This is a genomic window from Streptomyces sp. R11 (assembly GCF_041051905.1).
In the GTDB taxonomy this organism is placed as follows: Bacteria; Actinomycetota; Actinomycetes; order Streptomycetales; family Streptomycetaceae; genus Streptomyces.
This window is the reverse complement of sequence record NZ_CP163432.1, coordinates 6,763,969-6,788,755: the sequence shown is the minus strand read 5'-3', so window position 1 is coordinate 6,788,755 and position 24,787 is coordinate 6,763,969. Positions and strand designations below refer to the sequence as shown.

At 70.2% G+C, this 24,787-nt stretch carries 22 protein-coding genes; 11 read left to right on the top strand and 11 right to left on the bottom strand.

Annotation, left to right across the window (positions count from 1 at the left end):
• Positions 1-44: 44 nt before the first annotated feature.
• Together miaB and AB5J55_RS31325 are read right to left on the bottom strand one after the other, a co-directional pair.
• The gene (gene miaB / locus AB5J55_RS31330) at positions 45-1,562 is read right to left on the bottom strand and encodes a tRNA (N6-isopentenyl adenosine(37)-C2)-methylthiotransferase MiaB (protein WP_369273823.1); all 1,518 of its coding nucleotides are present in this window, start codon (positions 1,560-1,562) and stop codon (positions 45-47) included.
• 87 nt (positions 1,563-1,649) lie between these two features.
• On the bottom strand, positions 1,650-2,054 hold the full coding sequence (locus tag AB5J55_RS31325) for a MazG nucleotide pyrophosphohydrolase domain-containing protein (RefSeq protein WP_369273822.1): 405 nt from the start codon (positions 2,052-2,054) through the stop codon (positions 1,650-1,652).
• A gap of 212 nt (positions 2,055-2,266) precedes the next feature.
• On the opposite strand from AB5J55_RS31325, the gene AB5J55_RS31320 reads away from it, so the two are divergent.
• On the top strand, positions 2,267-3,262 hold the full coding sequence (locus tag AB5J55_RS31320) for a TAXI family TRAP transporter solute-binding subunit (RefSeq protein ID WP_369273821.1): 996 nt from the start codon (positions 2,267-2,269) through the stop codon (positions 3,260-3,262).
• A 77-nt stretch (positions 3,263-3,339) separates the two neighbouring features.
• Here the strand turns inward: AB5J55_RS31320 and AB5J55_RS31315 are convergent, their stop codons facing one another.
• Complete coding sequence (locus tag AB5J55_RS31315; protein ID WP_369273820.1) at positions 3,340-4,734, bottom strand: ATP-binding protein; 1,395 nt, start codon at positions 4,732-4,734, stop codon at positions 3,340-3,342.
• A gap of 9 nt (positions 4,735-4,743) precedes the next feature.
• Positions 4,744-5,430 (bottom strand): response regulator transcription factor, encoded by a 687-nt coding sequence (locus AB5J55_RS31310; RefSeq protein ID WP_369273819.1) that lies wholly within the window; start codon positions 5,428-5,430, stop codon positions 4,744-4,746.
• Positions 5,431-5,718: 288 nt separating this feature from the next.
• Here AB5J55_RS31310 and AB5J55_RS31305 point away from each other — a divergent pair, with 288 nt between their 5' ends.
• The 8 genes from AB5J55_RS31305 (at position 5,719) to AB5J55_RS31270 (ending at position 12,448) form a co-directional block, all read left to right on the top strand.
• Positions 5,719-6,495: an amino acid ABC transporter ATP-binding protein gene (locus AB5J55_RS31305; RefSeq protein WP_369273818.1), complete on the top strand. Its 777-nt coding sequence runs from the start codon at positions 5,719-5,721 to the stop codon at positions 6,493-6,495.
• A 92-nt stretch (positions 6,496-6,587) separates the two neighbouring features.
• A complete protein-coding gene (locus tag AB5J55_RS31300) occupies positions 6,588-7,430 on the top strand; it encodes a glutamate ABC transporter substrate-binding protein (protein ID WP_369273817.1) in 843 nt (280 codons plus the stop codon).
• A gap of 96 nt (positions 7,431-7,526) precedes the next feature.
• Complete coding sequence (locus AB5J55_RS31295) at positions 7,527-8,201, top strand: amino acid ABC transporter permease (RefSeq protein ID WP_369273816.1); 675 nt, start codon at positions 7,527-7,529, stop codon at positions 8,199-8,201.
• Positions 8,198-9,109 (top strand): amino acid ABC transporter permease, encoded by a 912-nt coding sequence (locus AB5J55_RS31290; RefSeq protein WP_369273815.1) that lies wholly within the window; start codon positions 8,198-8,200, stop codon positions 9,107-9,109. Before AB5J55_RS31295 ends, AB5J55_RS31290 begins: the two co-directional genes overlap by 4 nt.
• A 203-nt stretch (positions 9,110-9,312) precedes the next feature.
• A complete protein-coding gene (locus AB5J55_RS31285; RefSeq protein ID WP_369273814.1) occupies positions 9,313-10,977 on the top strand; it encodes an FAD-dependent monooxygenase in 1,665 nt (554 codons plus the stop codon).
• Positions 10,978-11,132: 155 nt separating this feature from the next.
• Positions 11,133-11,219, top strand: coding sequence for a putative leader peptide (locus tag AB5J55_RS31280; protein ID WP_313960178.1), 87 nt, complete (start codon positions 11,133-11,135; stop codon positions 11,217-11,219).
• Positions 11,220-11,309: 90 nt separating this feature from the next.
• Entirely contained in the window at positions 11,310-11,882 is a 573-nt protein-coding gene (locus tag AB5J55_RS31275; protein WP_369273813.1) for a cysteine dioxygenase, read from the top strand.
• A gap of 131 nt (positions 11,883-12,013) precedes the next feature.
• Positions 12,014-12,448, top strand: a complete 435-nt coding sequence (locus AB5J55_RS31270) for a rhodanese-like domain-containing protein (RefSeq protein ID WP_369273812.1) — start codon at positions 12,014-12,016, stop codon at positions 12,446-12,448.
• Positions 12,449-12,557: 109 nt separating this feature from the next.
• On the opposite strand, the gene recX is transcribed toward AB5J55_RS31270, so the two are convergent.
• The 4 genes from recX to AB5J55_RS31250 all read right to left on the bottom strand — a co-directional run bounded on the left by recX (position 12,558) and on the right by AB5J55_RS31250 (position 16,516).
• Positions 12,558-13,406, bottom strand: a complete 849-nt coding sequence (recX, locus tag AB5J55_RS31265) for a recombination regulator RecX (RefSeq protein ID WP_369273811.1) — start codon at positions 13,404-13,406, stop codon at positions 12,558-12,560.
• 107 nt (positions 13,407-13,513) lie between these two features.
• Positions 13,514-14,641, bottom strand: coding sequence for a recombinase RecA (gene recA / locus AB5J55_RS31260; protein WP_363042080.1), 1,128 nt, complete (start codon positions 14,639-14,641; stop codon positions 13,514-13,516).
• Between the two features lie 342 nt (positions 14,642-14,983).
• Entirely contained in the window at positions 14,984-16,261 is a 1,278-nt protein-coding gene (locus AB5J55_RS31255; RefSeq protein ID WP_369273810.1) for an AI-2E family transporter, read from the bottom strand.
• A 60-nt stretch (positions 16,262-16,321) separates the two neighbouring features.
• Positions 16,322-16,516 (bottom strand): DUF3046 domain-containing protein, encoded by a 195-nt coding sequence (locus AB5J55_RS31250; protein ID WP_369273809.1) that lies wholly within the window; start codon positions 16,514-16,516, stop codon positions 16,322-16,324.
• Positions 16,517-16,596: 80 nt separating this feature from the next.
• Here AB5J55_RS31250 and AB5J55_RS31245 point away from each other — a divergent pair, with 80 nt between their 5' ends.
• Positions 16,597-17,541, top strand: a complete 945-nt coding sequence (locus AB5J55_RS31245) for a hypothetical protein (RefSeq protein ID WP_369273808.1) — start codon at positions 16,597-16,599, stop codon at positions 17,539-17,541.
• A 6-nt stretch (positions 17,542-17,547) separates the two neighbouring features.
• Here AB5J55_RS31245 and AB5J55_RS31240 read toward each other — a convergent pair whose 3' ends face one another.
• The 3 genes from AB5J55_RS31240 to AB5J55_RS31230 are packed head-to-tail and all read right to left on the bottom strand — an operon-like array spanning position 17,548 to position 19,446.
• Positions 17,548-17,856: an AzlD domain-containing protein gene (locus AB5J55_RS31240; protein WP_369273807.1), complete on the bottom strand. Its 309-nt coding sequence runs from the start codon at positions 17,854-17,856 to the stop codon at positions 17,548-17,550.
• Positions 17,853-18,584: an AzlC family ABC transporter permease gene (locus AB5J55_RS31235; protein WP_369273806.1), complete on the bottom strand. Its 732-nt coding sequence runs from the start codon at positions 18,582-18,584 to the stop codon at positions 17,853-17,855. The genes AB5J55_RS31240 and AB5J55_RS31235 overlap by 4 nt, the downstream gene beginning before the upstream one ends.
• A gap of 10 nt (positions 18,585-18,594) precedes the next feature.
• On the bottom strand, positions 18,595-19,446 hold the full coding sequence (locus tag AB5J55_RS31230; protein WP_369273805.1) for an AraC family transcriptional regulator: 852 nt from the start codon (positions 19,444-19,446) through the stop codon (positions 18,595-18,597).
• Positions 19,447-19,785: 339 nt separating this feature from the next.
• Between AB5J55_RS31230 and AB5J55_RS31225 the strand changes: the two genes are divergently transcribed.
• Positions 19,786-24,771, top strand: a complete 4,986-nt coding sequence (locus AB5J55_RS31225; protein WP_369273804.1) for an ATP-dependent helicase — start codon at positions 19,786-19,788, stop codon at positions 24,769-24,771.
• The last annotated feature ends 16 nt before the right edge of the window (positions 24,772-24,787 follow it).

Genomic DNA, 24,787 nt, shown 5'->3' with positions numbered 1-24,787 from the left:
ACTCCGCGATGAGCACCCCGGTCAGGTCGAGGACCGTGAACGCCTCAGTCGCAGCCGCAGCCGCTCCCCGCCGCCACCGGCAGCGGAGCCGGGACGCCGATCTTCGGAAGGCCGAGCATCACACCCGCGGGCTTGGCGGCCTCGGCGGTGTTGCGCTTCTCCCAGGCGTCACCCGCGCGCGTGCGGCGCACGTCCAGGACGGCGCCCTCGGCGAGGAGGTGGTGCGGAGCGGCGTACGTGATCTCGACGGTCACCACGTCGCCGGGGCGGACCTCCTGCTCCGGCTTGGTGAAGTGGACCAGGCGGTTGTCGGGGGCGCGCCCGGACAGGCGGTGGGTGGCGCCGTCCTTGCGACCCTCGCCCTCGGCGACCATCAACTCGAAGGTGCGGCCGACCTGCTTCTTGTTCTCCTCCCAGGAGATCTCCTCCTGGAGGGCAACGAGACGCTCGTAGCGCGCCTGGACGACCTCCTTGGGGATCTGGTCCTCCATGGTGGCCGCGGGGGTGCCGGGGCGCTTGGAGTACTGGAAGGTGAACGCCTGCGCGAAGCGGGCCTCGCGGACCACGTGCAGCGTCTGCTCGAAGTCCTCCTCCGTCTCGCCGGGGAAGCCCACGATGATGTCGGTCGTGATCGCGGCGTGCGGGATGGCGGCGCGGACCTTCTCGATGATCCCCAGGTAGCGCTCCTGGCGGTAGGAGCGGCGCATCGCCTTCAGGACCGTGTCCGAGCCGGACTGGAGCGGCATGTGCAGCTGCGGCATCACGTTCGGCGTCTCGGCCATGGCGGCGATGACGTCGTCGGTGAAGTCGCGCGGGTGCGGGGACGTGAAGCGGACGCGCTCCAGGCCGTCGATGTTCCCGCAGGCCCGCAGCAGCTTGCTGAACGCCTCGCGGTCGCCGATGTCGGAGCCGTAGGCGTTGACGTTCTGGCCGAGCAGAGTGATCTCGCTGACGCCCTCGGCGACCAGGGCCTCTACCTCGGCGAGGATGTCGCCGGGACGGCGGTCCTTCTCCTTGCCGCGCAGCGCCGGGACGATGCAGAACGTGCAGGTGTTGTTGCAGCCGACGGAGATCGACACCCAGGCCGCATAGGCGCTCTCGCGCCGGGTCGGCAGCGTCGACGGGAACGCCTCCAGCGACTCGGCGATCTCGACCTGCGCCTCCTCCTGCACGCGGGCGCGTTCCAGCAGGACGGGCAGCTTGCCGATGTTGTGCGTGCCGAAGACGACGTCCACCCAGGGCGCCCGCTTCACGATGGTGTCGCGGTCCTTCTGCGCGAGGCAGCCGCCGACCGCGATCTGCATGCCGGGCCGCTGGGTCTTCTTCGGCGCGAGGTGGCCGAGGTTGCCGTACAGCTTGTTGTCGGCGTTCTCACGGACCGCGCAGGTGTTGAAGACCACTACGTCGGCGTCGCCGTCCGAGCCCTCGGGTGCGCGCACGTAACCGGCGTCTTCGAGCAGCCCGGACAATCGCTCGGAATCGTGGACGTTCATCTGGCACCCGTAGGTGCGCACCTCGTATGTCTTCACGCCCACTGCCTGGCTCCGGTCGCTGCTGCTCATGGGACAAGGGTATGCGGTCGTGAAAGCCCGTTGCCCCGGCCCGAGACGGTTACGCCGTGAGCGCCCGGCCGTCCGTCGCCGGGCCGGTCAAGCCCCGTCGCCGCCCCACCCCTGGCGGCGCAGCACGCTCGACACGTCCGGTACCTGGTAGTGCTCGCCCTTGAGGACCTTGCCGTCGGCCCGGCGGGCGACCCGGCCGTCGGGGCCCAGCTTGGTCATGTTGGACCGGTGGATCTCGGCGAGGACGGCGTCGAGGTCGATGCCGTGGACCAGGGCCGTGCCGTACGCGACGTAGACCACGTCGGCCAGCTCGTGCGCGAGCTTGTCGAGGGGGCCGGTGACGGCCACCTCGGCGACCTCCGCGGCCTCCTCGGCGAGCAGTTCCCCACGGTGGGCGGCGAGTTCCGGGGGGACCTCGGTCGGTGTACTGCGGGCGTCGAGACCGAAGGCGAGGTGGAATTCACGGACCAGCTTGGCGGGAGAGGAACTCATGCGGCGACTTTATCGGCGGGGTCTGACAGTCGGGTCCTACAGCCGGGTCGTACCGTCCTCGCCGCGGATGCGACCGCCGCTGACGGTGCTGACGCGGGCCGGTGGCGGAGGCCGATCGCCGTCGATCGTCGGCCCTCCCCGCCCCCTCCGCATCGTCCGCCTGTGACCCCTGCCCTGGTCAGCATCGCGTTCCTGCTGGCAGGATCGCGGACATGTCCAAGGCACTCACCCGCATCAGCAGGCGCCGGGCCCTGCAGGGCGCGGCGGCCGGGGTCGTGACCCTCGGGTTGCTGCTGTGGTGGCTGCTGCCCCTCGGTGAGGAGTCGCCGAGCGGGACGATCACTTTCAGTACGGGGACGCGCGCGGGGGTGTATCAGGAGTACGGCGAGCTTCTGCGCGAGGAGCTCGCCAAGGACATGCCGCAGCTGAAGGTGCGGCTGCTGACCAGCGCCGGGTCCCAGGAGAACGTCGAGCGTGTGGCGACCGGCAAGGCCGACTTCACGATCGCCGCCGCCGACGCGGTGGACACGTACCGGATCGACGACAAGCCCGTCATGGACCGGCTCCGCGGCGTCGCCCGGCTGTACGACGACTACGTACAGCTCGTCGTCCCGCCGGACTCGGACATCCGCTCCGTCGCGGACCTCAAGGGCAAGCGGGTGGCCATAGGGCTGCCGAACTCCGGCGTGCGGCTGATCGCCACGCGTGTACTGGAGGCCGCAGGCATCGACCCGGAGAAGGACATCACGCCCAGGTCGGACGGCATCGACACCGGGCCCAAGCGGCTGGGGCACGAGCTCGACGCGTTCTTCTGGTCGGGCGGGGTGCCCACGGGCGGGCTGGAGCAGATCGCCGAGACCTCCGCGTTCCGGTTCGTGCCGATCGACGCCGACCTCGTCGCAAAGGTGCACGCCCAGGGCGATGCGGCCCACTTCTACCGGGCGACCAACATGCCGGAGTCGGCCTACCCGACCATCCAGAACGGCGACACGGTGCCCACGATCGCCGTCTCCAACCTGTTGATCACCCGCAAGGACATGGACCCCCGGCTCACCGAATGGCTGACCCGGACGGTGATCAAGAGTCGCGACGGCATCGGCGCCCACGTCCACTCCGCGCAACTCGTCGACCTGCGCACGGCGATCTACACCAACCCCCTGACCCTGCACGCCGGGGCTCGGAACTACTACCGCTCGGTGAAGCCGTAGGGCTCCGCCGAACCGCGGGCATGGTCGAGCAGCCGGACCGGATCCGGTCAGCCCCGCCAAGGACCCGGTCAGCCCCGCTAAGGCGTCGGCCCCGACCTGGGTACGGCCACCGTCACCCGCAACCCGTGCGGTTCATGGTGGCCGTACGAGATCGAGCCGCCGCCCGCCGCGAGCAGCGCCCGCGAGATCGACAGGCCCAGGCCCGAGCCCTTGATGTTCTGGTGCCGTCCGCTGCGCCAGAAGCGGTCTCCGATGCGGGCGATTTCCTCGTCGGTGAGGCCGGGGCCGTTGTCGGTGACCTCGATGGTGGACGTATTGCCGTTGGACGTGACGGTCACCTCGACGCGCTCGTCCTTGGGCGTGAACTTGACCGCGTTGTCGATCACCGCGTCCAGCGCGCTGGACAGCGCCACCGGGTCGGCCCAGGCGGTGGTGGGTGGGCAGGTCCCCACCAGCCGGACGCCCTTGGCCTCGGCGGTCGGCGCCCAGGCCGCGACGCGCTCGGCGGTCAGCGCGCCGACGTCGGTCAGCCGGAGGTCGGCGGCGGTGTGCTCGGCGAGGGCCAGGTCGAGCAGGTCGTCCAGGACCTGCGCCAGGCGCTTGCCCTCGGCCTGGACCGAAGCGATCTCCTCATTGCCCTCCGGTAGCTCGAAAGCGAGCAGTTCGATGCGCAACAGCAGCGCCGCGAGCGGGTTGCGCAGCTGGTGCGATGCGTCGGCGACGAAAGCGCGCTGCTGCTCCAGCACGTCCTCGACGTTGTCCGCCATCTCGTTGAACGACCGGGCCAGCCGCCGAAGTTCCGGCGGACCGCTGGCAACCGCGACACGGGACTTCAGGCGGCCGCTCGCGATCTCGTGCGTGGTCACGTCCAGCACGCGCACCGGCCTGAGCACCCAGCCGGTCAGCCTGAGGGCGGCCCCGACGGCCACCAGCATCGCGGCCGTCAGGCCCGCGCCGATGATCAGCCAGCCGTGCAGGATCCGCGAACGCATCTGTCCGGTGGGCGAGTCGGTGACCACGACCGCGACGACGTCACCGTCCCGGATGACCGGTGAGGCGATGACGAGCCGGTTGCGCTGCCAGGGCCACACCTGCTTGGGGTCGTGGCTGCGCCGGCTCAGCAGCGACTCCTCGAAGGCGTCGCGCTCCGCGCCGGTCTCGGGCAGGAACCACGTGGTCGGCCCGTTGGCCAGGGGCGTGTCGTTGGGCAGGAAGACGCCGGCGCGGATGCCGTAGACCTCGTAGTAGCTCTCGAGTTCCCGGCTGAGGATGCGCAGCTCGTCGCGCGATCCGGAGCTGGCGGTGTCGGCGGCGGGCCGTGCGATGGCCGCGAAGTACGCGGTGTCGTCGATACGGTCGACGACCAGCTTCTGCTGCTGGGCCGCGGCCAGGCTGATGGCCAGCGGTACGCCGAGGGCGAGCAGGACAGCCGCCATCAGGACGATGAGCAGCGGGAGAAGACGAGTGCGCACCCTTGCCCGCTACGAGGCCGGGGCGACGAGCCGGTAGCCGACGCCGCGTACGGTCTCGATCAGCGCCGGCATGCGCAGCTTGGCGCGCAGGGACGCCACATGCACCTCAAGAGTGCGCCCGGTCCCCTCCCAACTCGTGCGCCACACCTCGCTGATGATCTGCTCCCGCCGGAAGACCACGCCGGGGCGCTGGGCGAGCAGGGCGAGCAGATCGAACTCCTTGCGGGTCAGTTGGATTACCGAACCGCCGACGCTCACCTGGCGGGTGTGCAGTTCGATGTGTACGGCGCCCAGGCGCAGCACGCCGTCGCCGCCCGTCCCGGTGTCCTCCTGAACGGTGCGCCGGCTGACGGCGTGGATCCGGGCGAGCAGCTCTCCGGTGTCGTACGGCTTCACCACGTAGTCGTCGGCACCGAGGTTGAGGCCATGAATACGCGAACGGACGTCCGAGCGCGCGGTCACCATGATCACCGGGGTGCTGGTGCGCTTGCGGATCTTGCCGCAGACCTCGTAACCGTCCTGGTCCGGCAGGCCGAGGTCGAGGAGGACGACACCGAAGCCGTTGCCCTCGGGGACGAGCGCCTGGAGGGCCTCCTCGCCGCTACGCGCGTGCGTGACGTCGAAACCGTGACGTGCCAGGACCGCGGACAGCGCGGCGGCGACGTGGTTGTCGTCCTCGACGAGGAGCAGTCTCATGCCGGCCTCCTTCGATTCATCGGACGTACGATTCGGACAGGTACACAGTGCGTGCACGCGCGCGAGTGCACCAAGGAAGTCACGCTGATGGACGATGACGCCGTCAAGTGGGTTCCGGTTGCGCGCGGCTTCCGTTATCCAGCCGGTACGCGCCCAGGTCGCAAGTGCTACGACACGTGTCCGATTGCTATCGGATCGTGATGCTCAGATTCCCCTCAGAACTAATGACGCAGGTCGGATACGGTTACTACTGTCCTCCGAAACCGAGGAGGACGGAGCCTGAGAGCGATGACCGAAGTATCGGTGGCCAAGGAAGATGCGGCCGCGACCGGCGACCTGGTCGTCCTGAAGAACGTGAACAAGCACTTCGGCGCGTTGCACGTGCTCCAGGACATCGACCTGACGATCGCCCGCGGTGAGGTCGTCGTGGTCATCGGACCCTCCGGGTCCGGGAAGTCCACCCTGTGCCGCACCATCAACCGCCTCGAGACGATCGACTCCGGCGCGATCTCCATCGACGGCAAGCCGCTGCCCGCTGAGGGCAAGGCGCTTGCCAAGCTGCGTGCCGACGTCGGAATGGTCTTCCAGTCCTTCAACCTTTTCGCGCACAAGACCGTGCTCGAGAACGTGATGCTGGGACAGACCAAGGTCCGCAAAGCGGACAAGAAGGCCGCCGAGGACAAGGCCCGCGCCCTGCTCGACCGAGTGGGTGTGGCCAGCCAGGCGGACAAGTACCCTGCCCAGCTCTCCGGCGGCCAGCAACAGCGTGTGGCCATCGCCCGAGCGTTGGCCATGGACCCCAAGGTCATGCTCTTCGACGAGCCGACGTCGGCTCTCGACCCGGAGATGATCAACGAGGTCCTGGAGGTCATGCAGCAGCTCGCCCGGGATGGCATGACCATGATCGTCGTCACCCACGAGATGGGCTTCGCCCGTTCGGCCGCCAATCGAGTGGTGTTCATGGCAGACGGCAAGATCGTCGAAGAAGCTGTGCCGGACCAGTTCTTCAGCAACCCGCGCAGCGACCGCGCCAAGGACTTCCTGTCCAAGATCCTGCACCACTGACGGACTGACGGCCTGCAACTCGCAGCCGACGACCTGCGTCAACCGCCGCTCCTGACGGCACGCATCTCTTCTCCACACAAAGGATGTTCACCATGAAGCTCCGCAAGGTCTCCGCCGCGGCCGCCGCTGCCGTCGTCCTCGCCCTCACCGCCACCGCCTGCGGTGGTGACGGCGACAGCGACAGCGGGTCTGGCTCCGGGGGTGGCGACAAGATCAAGATCGGCATCAAGTACGACCAGCCCGGTCTGGGCCTGAAGGAGCCCGACGGCACCTTCTCCGGCTTCGACGTCGACGTCGCCACGTACGTGGCGAAGGAGCTCGGCTACGAGCCCGACCAGATCGAGTTCATCGAGACGAAGAGCGCCGACCGTGAGAACGCGCTCGCCCGTGGCGACGTGAAGCTCATCGCGGCGACGTACTCGATCACCGACGAGCGCAAGGAGAAGGTCGACTTCGCCGGCCCGTACCTGCTGGCCCACCAGGACCTGCTGGTCAAGACCGACTCGGACATCTCCGAGGCCACCGACCTCAACGGCAAGAACCTGTGCTCGGTCACCGGTTCCACCTCGGCGCAGAACGTCAAGAACGACTTCGCCCCGAAGGCCAACCTGAAGGAGACCGGCGGCTACTCGGAGTGCATCGCCGGCCTCCAGAGCGGTTCCGTGGACGCCCTGACCACGGACGACTCGATCCTCGCCGGCTACGCCGCGCAGGAGCAGTACAAGGGCCAGTTCAAGCTCGCCGGCCTCAAGCTGAGCAACGAGAACTACGGCGTTGGTGTCAAGAAGGGCGACACTGAGACCGTAAACAAGGTCAACGCCGCGCTGGAGAAGATGGTCAGCGACGGCTCCTGGAAGAAGGCAGTCGACGCGAACTTCGGTCCTGCCAACTACAAGAACGAGCAGGCCCCGAAGATCGGCGTCATCGTCCAGTAGCGCAGGGATCCATCGGCGCGCCGCCGTCCACCGCGATCAGGGCGGCGGCGCGCCGCGCTATCCACGTTCGCCACCCACCCGGAAGCGCGGGAGATCGTGTTCGATTTTCTTTCTGACTACAACGACCCGACCCTGTTGGGTGCCTTCTGGATGACGGTGAAGCTCACGTTCTTCTCCGCCATCGGTTCCATGATCCTCGGCACTCTCCTGGCCGCGATGCGGGTCAGCCCGGTTCCGCTCATGCGCGGGTTCGGCACGGCCTATGTGAACATCGTCCGGAACATCCCCCTGACGGTCATCATCATCTTCACCTCGCTCGGCCTCGCCGACATCTTCGGCGTGACGATGGGCGCCTCCGACTTCGGCGTCCGGGGCTTCCGCCTGGCGATCCTCGGTTTCGTCGCCTACACCGCGGCCTTCGTCTGCGAGGCGATTCGCTCCGGTATCAACACCGTGCCGCTCGGCCAGGCCGAGGCCGCCCGCGCCATCGGGCTGACATTCAGTCAGACCCTCCGGCTGATCATCCTGCCGCAGGCCCTCCGCTCGGTCATCGGCCCGCTGGCCAACGTGTTGATCGCCCTGACCAAGAACACCACCGTCGCGGCCGCGATCGGCGTGGCAGAGGCCGCCTACCTGATGAAGGAAATGATCGAGAACGAGGCTGAGACGGTGCTGATCGGCGCGGTCTTCGCCTTCGGTTTCGTGGTATTGACCCTGCCCACCGGCCTCTTCCTCGGTTGGCTGAGCAAGCGACTGGCGGTGAAGCGATGACCTCCGTTCTCTACGACGCTCCGGGCCCCCGCGCCAAGCGGCGCAATGTGCTCATCTCGGTGGTCTTCTTCGCGCTGCTCGCACTGCTCGCGTGGTTCATCTGGGACACGATGGACGAAAAGGGCCAGCTGGAATGGGCCCTGTGGAAGCCGTTCACCGAGTCGCCGGCCTGGACGACCTATCTGCTGCCGGGTCTCGTCGACACGCTGAAGGCCGCGGCACTGGCCATGGTGATCGCCCTTCCGCTGGGCGCGCTCTTCGGCATCGCGCGCATGTCCGACCACCGGTGGGTCCGGCTTCCGGCCGCCTGGGTGGTCGAGTTCTTCCGGGCGATCCCGGTCCTGCTGCTGATGCTGTTCGCCAACGAGTTCTACAACCGCTGGACGGACGTCAGCAGCGAGCAGCGGCCTCTGTACGCGGTCGTCACCGGCCTGGTGCTCTACAACGCGTCCGTCCTGGCCGAGGTCGTACGGGCCGGCATCCTCTCCCTGCCCAAGGGGCAGTCCGAGGCCGCCATGGCGATCGGACTGCGCAAGGGCCAGACGATGCGGACCATCCTGCTGCCGCAGGCCGTCACCGCCATGCTGCCGGCCATCGTCAGCCAGCTCGTGGTCATCGTCAAGGACACCGCGCTGGGCGGCGTGATGATCGGGTTCACCGAGCTGCTCAACGCGCGCCAGACCCTGGCAGCCTTCTACGCCAACGTCATCCCCAGCTTCATCGTGGTGGCGATCATCTACATCGTTCTCAACTTCATCCTCACCAGCTTCGCGAGCTGGCTGGAGAAGAGGCTGCGGCGCAGCAAGAAGAGCACGGGCGCGGTCCTCAGCGCCGAGGACATGGAGGAGCTCAACCCGGCGGCGACGGGTGGAACTTTCGGAACCGGCGCCGACGGCTCCATCCGATGATCAGCCCAGGAGCCGTTGCGATCTGATGAACAGTCAAGTGGCATGAACAACACGGAGGGCAGTGGCATGATCGCCACTGCCCTCCGTCACTTGACGCAAGCACCGGCAATGGGTTGCATACGTTCTGTGATCGTGCACCCTGCTCCAACTTTCTGTTCACTTGCGTCCCTCGGGACACCGCTGCGGGCAGGGGGCGCCGCGCCGTGGATCCGGTGATCATCGTCGGAGCGGGGCCCGTGGGGCTCACGCTCGCCCTGGCGCTGGCCCGCCAGGAGGTGCCGTCCGTCGTCCTCGACGAGGGGCCCGGCAAGGACGAACCCCGCCTCGCGCGCACCGTCGTCCTGCGCGAGGACACCACCGCCCTCATGGAGCGCCTGACGGGTGTGCCTGTCGCCGAAGCCGGGGCCCGCTGGGCCGGATGGCGGGCAATGCGCCGCAAGCAGGTGATGCGCGAGGTCACGTTCGACGACGCGGCGGCCGGTCCCGAGGGCGTCGCGAATCCCGCACCCCTGCACATCGCCCAGCACGTGCTCACCGGCGCCCTGCGCGCGGCCCTCGAAGGCGAACCACTCGTCAAGATCGCCGTGGACAGCCGCCTGGACGCCGTCGAGCAGGAGCCATCGGGTGTGACCGCCCACACCCGTGGCCCCAAGGGCACATGGTGGCGCGGCAGTTACCTGGTCGGCTGCGACGGCCCGCGCTCGACCGTGCGCAAACTCCAGGACATCCGCTTTCCCGGCCGTACGGCAGTGGAGCGACACGCCGTGGCAGCGCTGCGCACGGAACTTCCGTGGGAAGGTCAGGCGTTGCTTCATCGGATGCCGCCGTGGCGGATGTCCGGACCTTCGGCAGGGGAGGTCACCGGACGACCGCTCGCGGACGGGGTGTGGCGCCTGGACTGGCTGCTTCCGCCGGGCAAGGACCTGGTCACACCCGAGCTGCTGGTGGCTCGTATCCGGGAGACGCTCGCCGGCTGGACCGGTGGGCCGACGCCGCCGTACGAACTCCTCGACACCGGGGTTCACACGGTCCACCACCGCCTGGCCCGCCGTTGGCGCGTGGGCCGCGTCTTTCTCGCCGGGGACGCGGCGCACTGCCTCGGCACGCTCGGCACGCACGGGCTCGACGAGGGGCTGCGGGACGCCGACAACCTCGCCTGGAAGCTGGCACCGGCCTGGCACCACGGGCCGCACGAGGCGCTGCTCGACAGCTACCAGGCGGAGCGGCGCGCCGTCGTCGCCGCCCGGCTGCGTGCCGCGGACCAGGCGCTGCCGCTGCTGCGCGGCGGCGGTGGGCTGCGCGCCTACGTCCCCGGCTCCGCCCGAGGTCATGACGCGCTGCTGATGGACGGCCACCTGGGGCACGGCGCGATCGGTGCGCTGGGGACGTACGCCGACTCGCCGCTCGCACCCGGGCCCCTGGAGGGCGAGGTCCCGGTGAACACGCCGCGCGGTGCGCCGGTCGTGGACGTGCGGGTCACGGCGGAGGACGGCTCCTTCGTACAGCTGCGCGACCGGCTCGGGCGCGGTGCGCTGCTGGTCCTGCTGATCGCGCCCGGCACGGGCGTCTGGGAGCGCAAGCACTGGGCGACCGCCGGGATCATGCCTCGGCTGGCGGCCGCGGTGACGGCATTGCCGTACCGAGCCGAGCTGCTGGTCGCGGAGGCCTATCCGGGAGCGGCCGCGCATTCGGTCCTGCTGGTGCGGCCCGACGGTCATCTGGTGACGGCCTTGAGCGGAGTGCGGCCGACCGGTCTGTACGCGGCAGCCGAGGCGGCGCTGGGCGGACCGGGCAAGGCACAGTCCGGGGCGGCGGAGGCGGAAGCGGGGGCCTCGGCGGAGGCCGGGGCTGCGGCCGGCTCGCGCTGACGTCGAACTCGCGCTGACGTCGAAGGAGGCTCGCGCTGTCCCTGTCGTAGGGAACCGACCTTCACCGGATCGGAGAGCAGCACTCACTGTCACTGCGCGGTCCGCATAGTGACAGTGAGTTGACCGGCCCGCACCGGCGTGGTGTACTCCGGATCGTGACCGACACCTGTGTGCGCCTGTGGCGGAGGGTCCATATGGACCTCGTCCGCTATGCGGGCTGCGTGTGTCGCCCGTCCTGCTGAACTCGCATCCCCTTTCCTGCGCGCGCCACTGCTGACTCTGTCGCCTGTGCTGTCGCGCGCTCTTCGCGAACTCTCTTCAGGACGGTGCCCGTGTCCGTACCCTCTGCCGCCTCCCCTTCCGCCGTTGCCGCGTCCAAGCCCGGCGCGAAGTCGAATCCCGCGCCGGGCTCCGCGCCGACGCAGGCGGACCTTCTCGACTTCGTACGGCGTTCGGCCGCCGACACCGAGTTGGTCGCCTCGCTCCCGCTCGACCCCGAGGGCCGTACCTGGGTACGGCTCGAGGGTCCCGGCGGCAGCGAAGCCTGGTTGATCGGCTGGCCGCCCGGGACGGGCACCGGCTGGCACGACCACGCCGACTCGGTCGGCGCCTTCGTGACGGCGGCCGGTGAGCTCAAGGAGAACTCGCTCGCCGTCCGGCTGCCCGCCGACGGCTGGAAGACGCTGGAACTGACGGACGACGTGGACCGGGAACGGCGGCTGCCGGCCGGAAAGGGCCGCTCCTTCGGCCACCACCATGTGCACGAGGTGCTCAACGAGTCCGCCGACCGGCATGCCATCTCCGTTCACGCCTACTACCCACCCCTGCCGCAGATCTGCCGCTTCAGCCGCAGCGGGCCGATTTTGCGCCTGGAGCAGGTGGAGCGCCCGGAGGACTGGCAGTGAGCGGGGCGGCCGGAGGCGAACCTGTGCTGCACGATTCGAGCGAACGGCAGGTTGGTAGCGGTGAACTGAAGGCAAGTGCCGCGGGCGGCGTGAGCGAGTTGCCCGCCGGCGGGGGCGAGTGGGAGACAGGCGTGGGTGACGTGGTTGGACGCGGCGTGGACGAACGGCCCGTCGGCATCGACGAGTTGCTGGAGCGGGTACGCGCGGGCTACGAGCGGATCGAGCCTCAAGCGGCGTACGGGGCCGCTCAGGGCGGCGAGGCTCTGCTGGTCGACATCCGGTACGCGGCCCTGCGGGAGCGGGACGGTCTGATCCCCGGCGCCCTGGTCGTCGAGCGCAACGAACTGGAGTGGCGGCTCGACCCGCAGGGCAGCCACCGCGCCCCCGAGGCCACCGGTCACGACCTGCGGGTCGTGGTGATCTGCAACGAGGGCTACGCGTCCAGCCTGGCGGCCGAGTCGCTACGGCGACTGGGGCTGAGCCAGGCCACCGACCTGGTCGGCGGGTTCCAGGCATGGCGGGCGGCTGGGCTTCCGGTGACGTCGGGGGTGGGGGCGGACGCCTAGGCCGGCGATCCCGGCCCGAACGCGATGGGCGCCCCCGCGCGTCCACCGTGTCCGGCGCCGGAATCCCGCGGTCGCGAGCTCTCGCCCACTTCCGGGCCCCCTACCGGGGTCAGAACCCCTCGCCCTCGAGGAACTCCGTGTCCTCGCCCTCCTCCTCCAGCGCCTGCCGGACCACCCGTAGGGCCATGCCCTCGGGATAGCCCTTGCGGGCGAGCATGCCCGCGAGGCGGCGCAGGCGTTTGTCGCGATCGAGGCCGCGCGTGGAACGCAGCTTGCGGGCGACGAGTTCGCGTGCGGTCGTCTCTTCCTGCTCGGAGTCGAGCTGGGAAACGGCCGCGTCGATCAGTGTGGAGTCGACGCCCTTGGTGCGCAGTTCCTGCGCGAGCGCCCGCCTGGCGAGACCCCGGCCGTGGTGCCGGGACTCCACCCAGGCATCCGCGAACGCACTGTCGTTGATGAGGCCGACCTCTTCGAACCTCGACAGCACCTCCTCGGCGGCATCGTCCGGGATCTCCCGCTTGCGCAGGGCGTCCGCGAGTTGCTTCCGCGTCCGCGGGGTCCCGGTGAGCAGGCGTAGGCAGATCGCCCGCGCCTGCTCCACCGGGTCCGCCGGGAGGTCCCCCTTCTCGGCCCTCGATGAGGAGGGGGTGCTTCCGTCTTCACCGGGCGACTCCCCGAAGCCGCGCCGACGGCGCCCCCGCCCCCCGGCTGAGCCGCTCTCGCCACGCATCCTGCGGCCACCCCGGCGCGAGCCGCCGGAGTATCCACCGCCGTCCGCCGAGCCGCCCTGCGGCCGCTCGCCGCTGCCTGGCATGTCTTCGCCCGGCCAGCCACCACCGCCCGGGATGCCCTTGCTCGGCCCGTCGTCGTACGGCCCCTCCGTGCCGTACGACGCCGCACTGCCGTATCCCCCGTAACCGCCCCGAGCAGTTTCTCCGTCGTAGCTACCCCGGTCCACGTCTCCCCCGTGGCCGTCGCCGCCCCTTCCCCACTCATGCGGAACGTCGGGGTGGGCGGACTCGGCCCGGCCGGTTCGCCACGCTTTTGAATCAGGCACCGTACGGATCAGCTCTTGGCTGCCGCGGCCTTGGTCTTGGCCGTCTTGGCCGCCGCCGGAGCGGGCACCGTCTTCGCAGCGTCGTCCGGGGTGGCGGCGACCGCGGCGTCCGCGCCCGGCTCGGCGGCCGGCTCCTCGGGTCGCACGCCGACGCCCAGCTTCTCCTTGATCTTCTTCTCGATCTCGTTGGCCAGGTCGGGGTTGTCCTTCAGGAAGTTACGAGCGTTCTCCTTGCCCTGGCCGAGCTGGTCGCCCTCGTACGTGTACCAGGCGCCGGCCTTGCGGACGAAGCCGTGCTCCACGCCCATGTCGATCAGGCCGCCCTCGCGGCTGATGCCCTGGCCGTAGAGGATGTCGAACTCGGCCTGCTTGAAGGGCGGCGCGACCTTGTTCTTGACGACCTTGCAGCGGGTGCGGTTGCCGACCGCGTCCGTGCCGTCCTTCAGGGTCTCGATGCGGCGGATGTCGATACGCACCGAGGCGTAGAACTTCAGCGCCCGGCCACCGGTCGTGGTCTCCGGGGAGCCGAACATCACGCCGATCTTCTCGCGAAGCTGGTTGATGAAGATCGCGGTGGTCTTGGACTGGTTGAGCGCGCTGGTGATCTTCCGCAGGGCCTGGCTCATCAGCCGGGCCTGCAGACCGACGTGGCTGTCGCCCATCTCGCCCTCGATCTCCGCGCGCGGGACGAGCGCAGCGACGGAGTCGATGACGATGAGGTCGAGGGCGCCGGAGCGGACCAGCATGTCCACGATCTCCAGAGCCTGCTCGCCGTTGTCGGGCTGAGAGAGGATCAGGTTGTCGATGTCGACACCGAGCTTCTTCGCGTACTCAGGGTCGAGGGCGTGCTCCGCGTCCACGAAGGCGACCTGACCGCCGGCCTTCTGCGCGTTGGCCACTGCGTGCAGGGTCAGCGTGGTCTTACCGGAGGACTCCGGTCCGTAGACCTCCACCACGCGGCCGCGCGGCAGGCCACCGACGCCGAGGGCGACGTCGAGCGCGGTCGACCCGGTGGGGATGACCTCGATGGGCTCGTTCGGCCGCTCGCCCAGGCGCATGACCGCACCCTTGCCGAACTGCCGTTCAATCTGTGCGAGCGCGGCGTCCAGGGCCTTCTCGCGGTCGGTTCCTGCCATGGGTTCCACCCGATTTGCTTGAGTCGATCGCTTCACGTCAAAGACGCTAACGCCTGCCACTGACAATGGGCCCCGACGCCCGTCCGGCCTGTGGATAACTCGGCCGCTTATCCATCGAAACCGTGGCGAAATGCCCGCCGAGCACCCCTCCGCCATCTCCATCAGAATGGATGTTCGATTTTTGTGTCAAGCGCACCACACGGCACCTACGAGACTACGTCCGCGACCTGACACAGCCCCGGGTTCCCGGCCGACGCCCGCCCCTCGGGGCGGATTGCCCGCCCGCCGTCCCGGCGACACTGCCCCCTGCTCCTGTCTGCCGCGCCTGGCGTCGGCTGCTCCTCAGGAGGACTTCTCGCCGGGGTCCTCCGCCTTCGACCGCGGCTCGGCCGCTCCCGGCCGTGGGGCCCACAGGGCCCGCGCGCGGGCGACCAGACCGCGCCCCGCTCTCCGTCCCCGGTGGTGGCCGTGCACTCTGGGGTCGTCGGTGACGTCGTACCGCTTCACGTACGCCCCCAGGAACGCCTGCAGCGTGGCGATCGCCGGGATGGCGATCAGGGCGCCCACCGCGCCAAGGAGGGCGGTGCCGGCGACGACCGAACCGAAGGCGACCGCGGGGTGGATGTCGACGGTCTTCGAGGTCAGCTTGGGCTGCAGCACATAGTTCTCGAACTGCTGGTAGACCACGACGAAGCTCAGTACCCACAGCGCGTACCAGGGATCGACCGTGAAGGCGATCAGCATGGGCAGGGCGCCCGCGAGATACGTGCCGATGGTGGGGATGAACTGCGAGACCAGGCCGACCCACACCGCGAGCACGGGCGCGTACGGCACGTCCAGGCTCGCCAGCAGGATGTAGTGGGCTACGCCGGAGACGAGCGCCATGAGGCCGCGCGAGTACAGGTAACCGCCGGTCTTGGTGACGGCGATCTCCCACGCGCGCAGTACCTCGGCCTGCTTGGCGGGCGGCAGTACGGAGCACAGCGCGCGGCGCAGTCGCGGGCCGTCCGCGGCGAAGTAGAACGAGAACAGCGTGATCGTCAACAGCTGGAAGAGACCGCCGAGAACCTGTGCGGACACGGCCAGGACCCCGGTGGCGCTGTTCTGCACGTAGTTGCGCAGCCAGTCGGAGCGGAGCAGGCCCTCCTGGACGTCCACGCGGCGCAGCTCGGTGTTGAAGTGCGCGTTGATCCAGTTGATGACGGAGTCGAGGTAGTTCGGGAAGTCCTCGACGATCTTGATGATCTGGCCCGCGAGCATGGACCCCAGCAGTGTCACGAACCCGGCGGACACGATGATCACGGCGAGGAAGACGATGCCGGTGGCCAATCCACGGCGCATACCGCGCGTGGCCATCCAGCTCACGGCGGGCTCGATGGCGAGAGCCAGGAAGAACGCGATGAGGACGTTGATCAACAGCCCGGTGAGCTGGTGAAATGCCCAGCTGCCCAGCTGGAACGCGCCGACTAGCGCCAGTGCGAGCACCATGGCGCGCGGGAGCCAACGAGGCATACGGGCGTTCGACCCGGTGCCGCCCTCGCCCGATGGCGGGGTCGGCGGCGTCGTGCCGAACGGGGATCCGTGCCGGGCGAGCTGCCCGGTCTCGTCAGTGCGTGCCACGGAGCAAGTGTCGCCCACGCCACCGACAAACGGCTTCGGTCCTGCGATCTTCGTGGCCGGTCAGCGCTTCTCACCCGGAACGTTCATGACGGCACACACCACACGCCACACATCTTTCGCCTCCCAGCCGGCGTTCAGCGCCTCGTGCACCGTGCGCCCGCCGAGCTCCGTCATCACGTGGTCGCGCGCGAACGAGTCGGCGTAGCCCGGACCGAAGTGATCCGCCATCCGCTCCCAGAAGACCGTCAACCGCATGCGTCCAGTATCCCGCCCCTGAGAGTGGGCCTGCGCCGGGACCACTTGTCGAGACCGCTTTCCGTCCTACGGTCTGACGCATGCCCGAAACAGGAGCTTCCGCACTCCCCCCGACGCCCTCGACGCGCTCCCCGCTCTTCCGCGCCGAACAGTTCGTCTGGCTCAGCGCGCGCGTGCTCGAGCAGCGTCTCTTCGCGTACCGCTTCCTGAACGGTGCCGCCGACCCGGTGGAGACCGCACTGGACGCCTACCGCAACGAGGACGGCGGATACGGCCACGCGCTGGAGCCCGATCTGCGCGGCCCGGTCAGCCAGCCGCTGCACACCGGTCACGCCCTCCGCATCCTTGACGCCATCGAGCGCTGCGGCGGACAGCGCGTGGATCGCGTCTGCCGCTACCTCACCTCGGTCTCCACACCGGACGGCGCCCTCCCGGCGATCCACCCCAGCCAGCGCGGCTACCCCGCCGCACCCTTCATGCCGATCGTGGACGACGCTCCCAGCTCGCTCCTGGCCACCGGACCGATCGTCGGACTGCTGCACCGCAATGAGGTGTGGCACGCCTGGCTGTTCCGGGCCACGGACTTCTGCTGGCAGGCGGTCGAGTCCCTGGAGAAGTCACATCCGTACGAGATCGAGGCCGCCGTGGCCTTCCTGGACTCCGTTCCCGACCGCCCCCGCGCGGAGGCGGCCGCCGACCGCCTGGGCCGGCTCGTGCGCGAACAGCGCCTTGCGGCACTGGAGCCGGACAACCTCGACACCTACCCGCCTTCCCCCGGCTACGCCCCCGGCGAGCACCATTTCCCGCACGACTACGCGCGTACACCGCGCTCCTTCGCGCGCGCGTGGTTCACGGACGACGAGATGAGCCGCTCTCTCGACCACCTCGCCGACGAGCAGCAGGAGGACGGCGGCTGGCCGATCCGTTGGCGTCAGTGGGCGCCGAGCATCGCCTCCGAGGCCCGTCCCATGGTGACGATGGAGGCACTGCGCACGCTCAGGGCGTACGGCCGCCACATCGGCTGACGAGCCTCACCCACCCATCGCGCGCACCGCTGCCGTCACCAGCACGGCTGCCGCGACGACAAGCAGGAACGGCGCCCGCAGGACGAGCGCCACAACAGCCGCAGCGACTCCGGCCACCCTCGCATCCAGTACCAGCGCCTGCCCGTCACCGAACGTCTGCTGAGCCGTGAGGGCGGCAAGGAGGGCGACGGGCAACAGGGCGGCAAGCCGACGTACGAGAGGCCTCTCCAGAGCACCAGCGGGCACGAGCAGCCCGACGAGCTTGACGCCGTAGCAGCCAAGGGCGGTGACCCCGATCGCGATCCAGGTGTTCACAGCTCCCCCTCCCGCACGTCTCCCCGACGCCGCCCCTGCGCCCACACCACGACCGGCGCCGCAAGGGAGGCGACCAGCACAGGCACACCTGCAGGCAGAACAGGCAACAACCCGAGCCCCAGCACCACAGCCAGTCCGGCGACAGTCCGCTCGGTCGCGGACTTCAGCATCGGCGCGAGCAAAGCCAGAAAGACAGCAGGCCCGGCCGCATCCAGCCCCCAGGCATCGGTGTCCCCCATGGCCTCCGCCCCGAGCGCACCGAGCAACGTGGTGAGATTCCACAGCACGTACAGGCTGAGCCCCGTCACGACGAACCCGATCCGCGCACTGCGCCGAGTCGGCTGCGCCAGCGCGACTGCCGCCGTCTCGTCGATCACCCACTGCGCGGCGAACGGTCGCACCGCGCGCGTGAGGCTCAGCAACTGCGACAACCGCAGCCCGTAAAAGGCATTACGCACCCCAAGGAAGAACGCACCCGCGGCCGCGGTCCACGGGCCACCCCCGGCAGCAATCGCCCCGACCAGCGCGAACTGCGACGCCCCCGTGAACACCAGCAGGCTGAGCGCACAGGTCTGCAAGAGCGTGAGCCCACTACCTGCCGACGTCACCCCAAAGGCGAACCCGGACAACCCGACGGCGACTCCGACGCCCAGGGCGTCCCGTACAACAACCCCGTCGGGCTTGGCTTCGCCGACACGAAGGTCTTCAAGAGCTTTCTGTTCTGACACACCCGCGACGCTAGGACAGCCCCTGCCACACGTCTTGTACGTTCTTGCGCTCCCGCTGATAGGCCCCCGGCGGAACGCCGACGATCCGGCTGAAGTGCCGGTTCAGATGCGGCTGATCGGTGAACCCCACAGCAAGGGCCGCCTCCGCCGGCGAAACCCCTTCGTCCAACAGCCGCCGAGCCCGCCGTACCCGAGCATCGGTCAGCCACGTATGCGGCGGCATCCCGTAGAGATCCCGAAACGCCCGCAGCAAGGCAAACGGACTGGCACCAAGATCGACAGCCAGCCTCTCCAGACTGGGCGGCTCAGCCATCCGCCCCTCCAGCACCTCACGCGCGCGTACAGCGACCCGGGCCCCCGCAGTCCGCACCGCCCGCTGCGGAAGAGCCCCACCGTTCAACCGCAGCAGCCGGGTCACGGCCACCCGAAGCAACGTATCGGCGGCCAGCGCATTCCCTTCATCCGCGGCCCGCAACACCTGATGCACCAACCCCACGGCGTACGCGTCATCGAGCACCGGCCCGACAAACCCGGGCGTCCCGCGAATCGCAGTGGTCTCCCCCGCGATCTCGGCCACCACCTCGGGCGACGGATAGACGGCCCCATACTGCCACCCCTCAGGAACCCCCGCCCGCCCGGTATGCGGCGTATCCGGATTGACCAACGCAAGCGCACCGGCCCCCGCGTACTGATCAGCGCCCCGACAGTGAAAGACCTCCACACCATCGGCGATGGCGGCGATCACAAAGTTCTCATGGGTATGCCGCACAAACGTCTTCCGCACATACCGGGCCCGCAGCAGATCAACACCGGGCAAGTCGGCGTACTGCCAATGCCGCGCCCGCTCGCCCGAACCTGCCATACCCCCATTCTCCGCGACGCCGACGAACTGCCCAGCGGCGCACCCCACGGAGCGGCAGCCGCGCACGGCGGCGAGGGGACGTGCCGGGGTGTCCGCGCGCAGCGGCGGGCGTCAAGAAACGGCCCCTCTCAAGGCACGGCAACCGCCCGACCGAGGACGGACACCCCCCGGCAAGGCCCCGACCCACCCCCCACCGGCAGGCACTACGCGAACCCCCACTCAGCCGGGCGGGCCGCCGCAGGCATCCCCGCCCAACCGCCGAAGGCAAGACGCACCGCCGCCCCGAACACATTTCCCCAGCTCAGCCGCGTTGTCAGTCCCCGGGTGCAGGATGGACGCATGGTCAGCAATCCGCACCACGCCCTAGCCGGCTTCTCCCCCGCCACCCGAGGCTGGTTCACGGGCGCGTTCTCCGCGCCCACCGCAGCCCAGGCAGGCGCGTGGCAGGCCATCCACGAGGGCTCGGACGTGCTGGTCGTAGCCCCCACCGGCTCCGGCAAAACCCTGGCCGCCTTCCTCGCCGCCCTGGACCAGCTGGCCGCCACGCCCCCGCCGGCCGACCCCAAGAAGCGCTGCCGAGTCCTCTACGTCTCCCCCCTCAAGGCCCTCGCGGTCGACGTCGAGCGCAACCTCCGCAGCCCCCTCACCGGCATCCGCCAGGAGTCCGTACGCCTGGGCCTGCCCGAGCCCGAGGTAAAGGTTGGCATTCGCTCCGGCGACACCCCCGCCGCAGAGCGCCGAGCCCTGTCGACCCGCCCCCCGGACATCCTCATCACCACCCCCGAGTCCCTCTTCCTGATGCTGACGTCAGCGACACGCGACGCTCTGACCGGCATCGAGACGGTGATCCTGGACGAGGTCCACGCGGTGGCGGGCACCAAGCGCGGCGCCCACCTCGCGCTCACCCTGGAGCGCCTGGACGAGCTGCTCCCCAAGCCGGCCCGCCGCATCGGCCTCTCCGCGACCGTCCGCCCGGTCGACGAGATCGCCCGTTACCTCTCCCCCCGCCGCAAGGTGGAGATCGTGCAGCCGAAGTCGGGCAAGGAGTTCGACCTCTCGGTCGTGGTCCCCGTCGAGGACCTCGGCGAGCTGGGCGGCTCCCCGGTCGCCGAGGGCTCCGAAGGTGCGGAACGCCCCTCGATCTGGCCCCACGTGGAGGAGCGGATCACCGACCTGGTCCAGGCCCACCGCTCCACCATCGTCTTCGCCAACTCACGCCGCCTGGCGGAACGCCTGTGCAATCGCCTCAACGAGATCGCCTACGAGCGGGCCACCGGCGAACCCTTGGACGAGCACCACGCCCCGGCCGAGCTCATGGGCGGCTCGGGCGCGGCCCAGGGCGCACCTCCGGTCATCGCCCGCGCCCATCACGGCTCGGTCTCCAAGGAGCAGCGCGCCCTGGTCGAGGAGGACCTCAAGGCAGGCCGCCTCCCCGCAGTCGTGGCCACATCCAGCCTTGAGCTGGGCATCGACATGGGCGCCGTCGACCTCGTTGTCCAGGTCGAGTCACCGCCCTCCGTGGCATCCGGCCTCCAGCGCGTGGGCCGCGCGGGACACCAGGTCGGTGCCGTCTCCACCGGTGTGGTCTTCCCGAAGTACCGCGGCGACCTCGTCCAGGCAGCCGTGGTCACCGAACGGATGCGCACCGGGTCCATCGAGTCCCTGAAGGTCCCGGCCAATCCCCTGGACGTCCTCGCCCAGCAAATCGTCGCCATGACGGCGATGGACACCTGGCAGGTCGACGACCTCCTCGCCACGGTCCGCCGAGCCGCGCCCTTCGCGTCCCTCCCAGAATCCGCTTTCACCGCTGTCCTCGACATGCTCGCCGGCCGCTACCCGTCCGACGCCTTCGCCGAGCTCCGTCCGCGCGTGGTCTGGGACCGGGTCGCCGGCACGATCACCGGCCGCCCCGGCGCACAGCGCCTCGCGGTCACCTCCGGAGGCACCATCCCGGACCGCGGCCTGTTCGGTGTCTTCCTCGCCGGAGCGGACCCGAAGAAGGGCGGCGGCCGGGTCGGCGAGCTGGACGAGGAGATGGTCTACGAGTCCCGCGTGGGGGACGTGTTCACGCTCGGCACGAGCTCCTGGCGCATCGAGGACATCACTCGCGACCGCGTCCTGGTCTCCCCCGCGCCGGGCGTACCGGGCCGCCTCCCCTTCTGGAAGGGCGACCAGCTGGGCCGCCCCCTCGAACTGGGCCGCGCGGTGGGCGCGTTCCTGCGCGAGGTCGGCTCGCTGCCCAAGGAGGACGCCCGCCTGCGCCTCCTCACCGCAGGCCTGGACGCCTGGGCGGCCGACAACGTCCTGTCCTACCTGGACGAGCAGCGCGAGGCCTGCGGCCACATCCCGGACGACCGCACGATCGTCGTCGAGCGCTTCCGCGACGAACTCGGCGACTGGCGCGTCGTAGTGCACTCCCCCTTCGGCGCGCAGGTCCACGCCCCCTGGGCGCTCGCCCTGGGGGCGAAGCTCTCCGAGCGGTACGGCATGGACGCGCAGGTCATGCACGCCGACGACGGCATCGTGCTGCGCCTGCCCGACGCCGACCTCATGGGCCTGGACCTGCTGGACCAGGAGCCGAGGAAAGCCGGCACCGAGTACGACGCCGACCAGGCGCCCGTCGGCGCGGCGGACGTCGTTTTCGACAAGGGCGACGTCGATCAGATGGTCACCGACCAGGTCGGCGGCTCGGCGCTGTTCGCGTCCCGCTTCCGCGAGTGCGCCGCTCGCGCGCTGCTGCTGCCGCGCCGCAACCCCGGCAAGCGCACCCCGCTGTGGCAACAGCGCCAGCGCGCCGCCCAACTGCTCGAGGTCGCCAGCGAGTTCGGCTCGTTCCCGATCGTGCTGGAGGCGGTCCGCGAATGCCTCCAGGACGTCTTCGACGTCCCCGGCCTCACCGAGCTGATGGGCGACCTCGAAGCCCGCAAGGTACGCCTCGTCGAGGTCACCACCCCCGAGCCGTCCCCGTTCGCGCGCTCCCTCCTCTTCGGGTACGTCGCACAGTTCCTGTACGAGGGCGACTCCCCGCTCGCCGAGCGCCGCGCCGCCGCCCTGTCACTGGACTCGCGTCTGCTGGCCGAGCTGCTCGGCCAGGCGGAGCTGCGGGAACTGCTCGACGCCGAGGTTCTTACCGAGCTGGAACAAGAGCTGCAGTGGCTCACCGAGGACCGCCGCGTCAAGGATGTCGAAGGCGTCGCGGACGTCCTTCGCCTCCTCGGCCCGCTCACGGACGCCGAACTGGTCGAGCGCGGCGCCGAGCCGCACTGGGCCCAGGAGCTGGCCGGGGCCCGCCGCGCCATCAAGGTCCGCATCGCCGGCACGGACCACTGGGCGGCGATCGAGGACTCGGGCCGCCTGCGCGACGCTCTCGGCACGGCACTGCCGGTCGGCGTCCCCGAGGCCTTCACCGAGCCGGTCAAGGACCCGCTCGGCGACCTCCTCGCCCGTTATGCCCGCACTCACGGCCCCTTCACGTCGGCCACAGCGGCGGCCCGCTTCGGCCTGGGCGCGGCGATCACCGACGGCGCCCTCCAGCGGCTGGCGGCGAGTGGACGAGTCGTCCAGGGCGAATTCCACCCGGCAGGCATCGGGCAGGAGTGGTGCGACGCCACGGTCCTGCGCCGCCTGCGCCGCCGCTCCCTCGCTGCCCTGCGCCATGAGCTGGAGCCGGTGCCACCGGCCGCGCTCGCGCAGTTCCTGCCGCAGTGGCAGCACATCGGCAAGGGCCACGGGCTGCGCGGCATCGACGGATTGGTCCGCGCCATCGAGCAGTTGCAGGGCGCGTCCGTGCCCGCGTCCGCCCTGGAGAAGCTCGTTCTGCCGTCCCGCGTCGCGAACTACACCCCCGCGATGCTCGACGAACTCACCGCCGCCGGCGAGGTCGTCTGGGCCGGAGCGGGCTCACTCCCCGGGAAGGACGGCTGGGTGTCCCTCTACATGGCGGACGCGGCACCCTTGCTCCTGCCGCAGCCGCACCCCCTGGAGCTGACGGCACTGCACCAGTCCGTCCTGGACGCCCTGTCCGGCGGCTACGGCCTGTTCTTCCGCCAGATCACCGACCAGGTCCGCGCCACCACGCACCCCGACGTCACCGACCCCCAACTCGCCGATGCCCTCTGGGAGCTGGCCTGGTCGGGCCGCCTGACGAACGACACGCTCGCACCCATGCGTTCCCTGCTGGGCTCGGGCCGCACCGCAGGTTCCACGGCCCACCGCGCCAAGCGCACCGTCCCGCGCGGACGCTACGGCTCCCTCACGTCCGCCGCCCGCCCCGCGTCCCGAACCGGCCCACCGACCGTCGCCGGCCGCTGGTCCCTGCTGCCGGCCCACGAGCCGGACCCCACAGTGCGGGCCCACGCCCTGGCCCGCGCACTCCTCGACCGGCACGGCGTCGTGACCCGGGGAGCGGTCGCCGCCGAGGGCGTCGAGGGCGGGTTCTCGGCGACGTACCGCATCCTGTCCGCCTTCGAGGAGAGCGGCCAGGCGCGGCGCGGCTACGTGGTCGAGGGACTCGGCGCCGCGCAGTTCGCCATGGACGGCGCGGTGGACCGCCTGCGCGCGGTCGCCAACGCCCGCGAACGCGGCGAGGCCCTGCCCGGCCCCAGCACCCCCGACACCGACGGCGCCCCCCATGGCAACGGCGAACCTGACACGCACGGCACCCTCGACGGCTTCGACACCCCTGGCGCCGACCAGGGCAACACCCCGGCGTGGGACAACGCCGCGTGGGACAACCCCGACGGCAAGCCTGCGTACGACATCCCCGACCTCGACCACGACTTCCTGGACGCCCACCTCGGTCCGGGCGACTACGTCTCGCCGCGCGATCTCGCCGCCCAGGGCAACCGCCGCACCCCACAAGGCCCCGCATGGCACAACGGCGGCACCCCATTCGGCCCCGGTTCCGCCGCCCGCCACCGCCGCCCCGCGACCGACACCCGAGCCGCCGTCCTCGCCGCCGCCGACCCGGCGAACGCGTACGGTGCCGCCCTCGCCTGGCCCGAGCCCCCGACCGGCGCCGGGCACAAGCCGGGCCGCAAGGCGGGCTCCCTCGTCGTCCTGGTTGACGGCGAACTGACCCTCTACATGGAGCGCGGCGGCAAGACCCTGCTGGCCTGGCCCTCGGCACCGGACACCGAGCCCACCGACGACCCCCGCCTGCACACGGCAGCAGAGGCCCTCGCCGCAGCCGCACGCGCAGGCTCCCTCGGCACCGTCACGGTGGAGCGCGTGAACGGCGCCGCGGCCCTGACCTCCCCCCTAGGCACCCTCCTGGAAGGAGCGGGCTTCATCGCAACACCCCGAGGCCTACGCCTACGCGCCTGATCCAAGCCGCCCAACG

Coding starts and splice junctions, on each gene's coding strand:
- miaB (WP_369273823.1), bottom strand. CDS start 1,562: ATGAGCAGCAGCGACCGGAGCCAGGCAGTGGGCGTGAAGACATACGAG.
- AB5J55_RS31325 (WP_369273822.1), bottom strand. CDS start 2,054: ATGAGTTCCTCTCCCGCCAAGCTGGTCCGTGAATTCCACCTCGCCTTC.
- AB5J55_RS31320 (WP_369273821.1), top strand. CDS start 2,267: ATGTCCAAGGCACTCACCCGCATCAGCAGGCGCCGGGCCCTGCAGGGC.
- AB5J55_RS31310 (WP_369273819.1), bottom strand. CDS start 5,430: ATGAGACTGCTCCTCGTCGAGGACGACAACCACGTCGCCGCCGCGCTG.
- AB5J55_RS31305 (WP_369273818.1), top strand. CDS start 5,719: ATGACCGAAGTATCGGTGGCCAAGGAAGATGCGGCCGCGACCGGCGAC.
- AB5J55_RS31300 (WP_369273817.1), top strand. CDS start 6,588: ATGAAGCTCCGCAAGGTCTCCGCCGCGGCCGCCGCTGCCGTCGTCCTC.
- AB5J55_RS31290 (WP_369273815.1), top strand. CDS start 8,198: ATGACCTCCGTTCTCTACGACGCTCCGGGCCCCCGCGCCAAGCGGCGC.
- recA (WP_363042080.1), bottom strand. CDS start 14,641: ATGGCAGGAACCGACCGCGAGAAGGCCCTGGACGCCGCGCTCGCACAG.
- AB5J55_RS31250 (WP_369273809.1), bottom strand. CDS start 16,516: ATGCGGTTGACGGTCTTCTGGGAGCGGATGGCGGATCACTTCGGTCCG.
- AB5J55_RS31245 (WP_369273808.1), top strand. CDS start 16,597: ATGCCCGAAACAGGAGCTTCCGCACTCCCCCCGACGCCCTCGACGCGC.
- AB5J55_RS31230 (WP_369273805.1), bottom strand. CDS start 19,446: ATGGCAGGTTCGGGCGAGCGGGCGCGGCATTGGCAGTACGCCGACTTG.
- AB5J55_RS31225 (WP_369273804.1), top strand. CDS start 19,786: ATGGTCAGCAATCCGCACCACGCCCTAGCCGGCTTCTCCCCCGCCACC.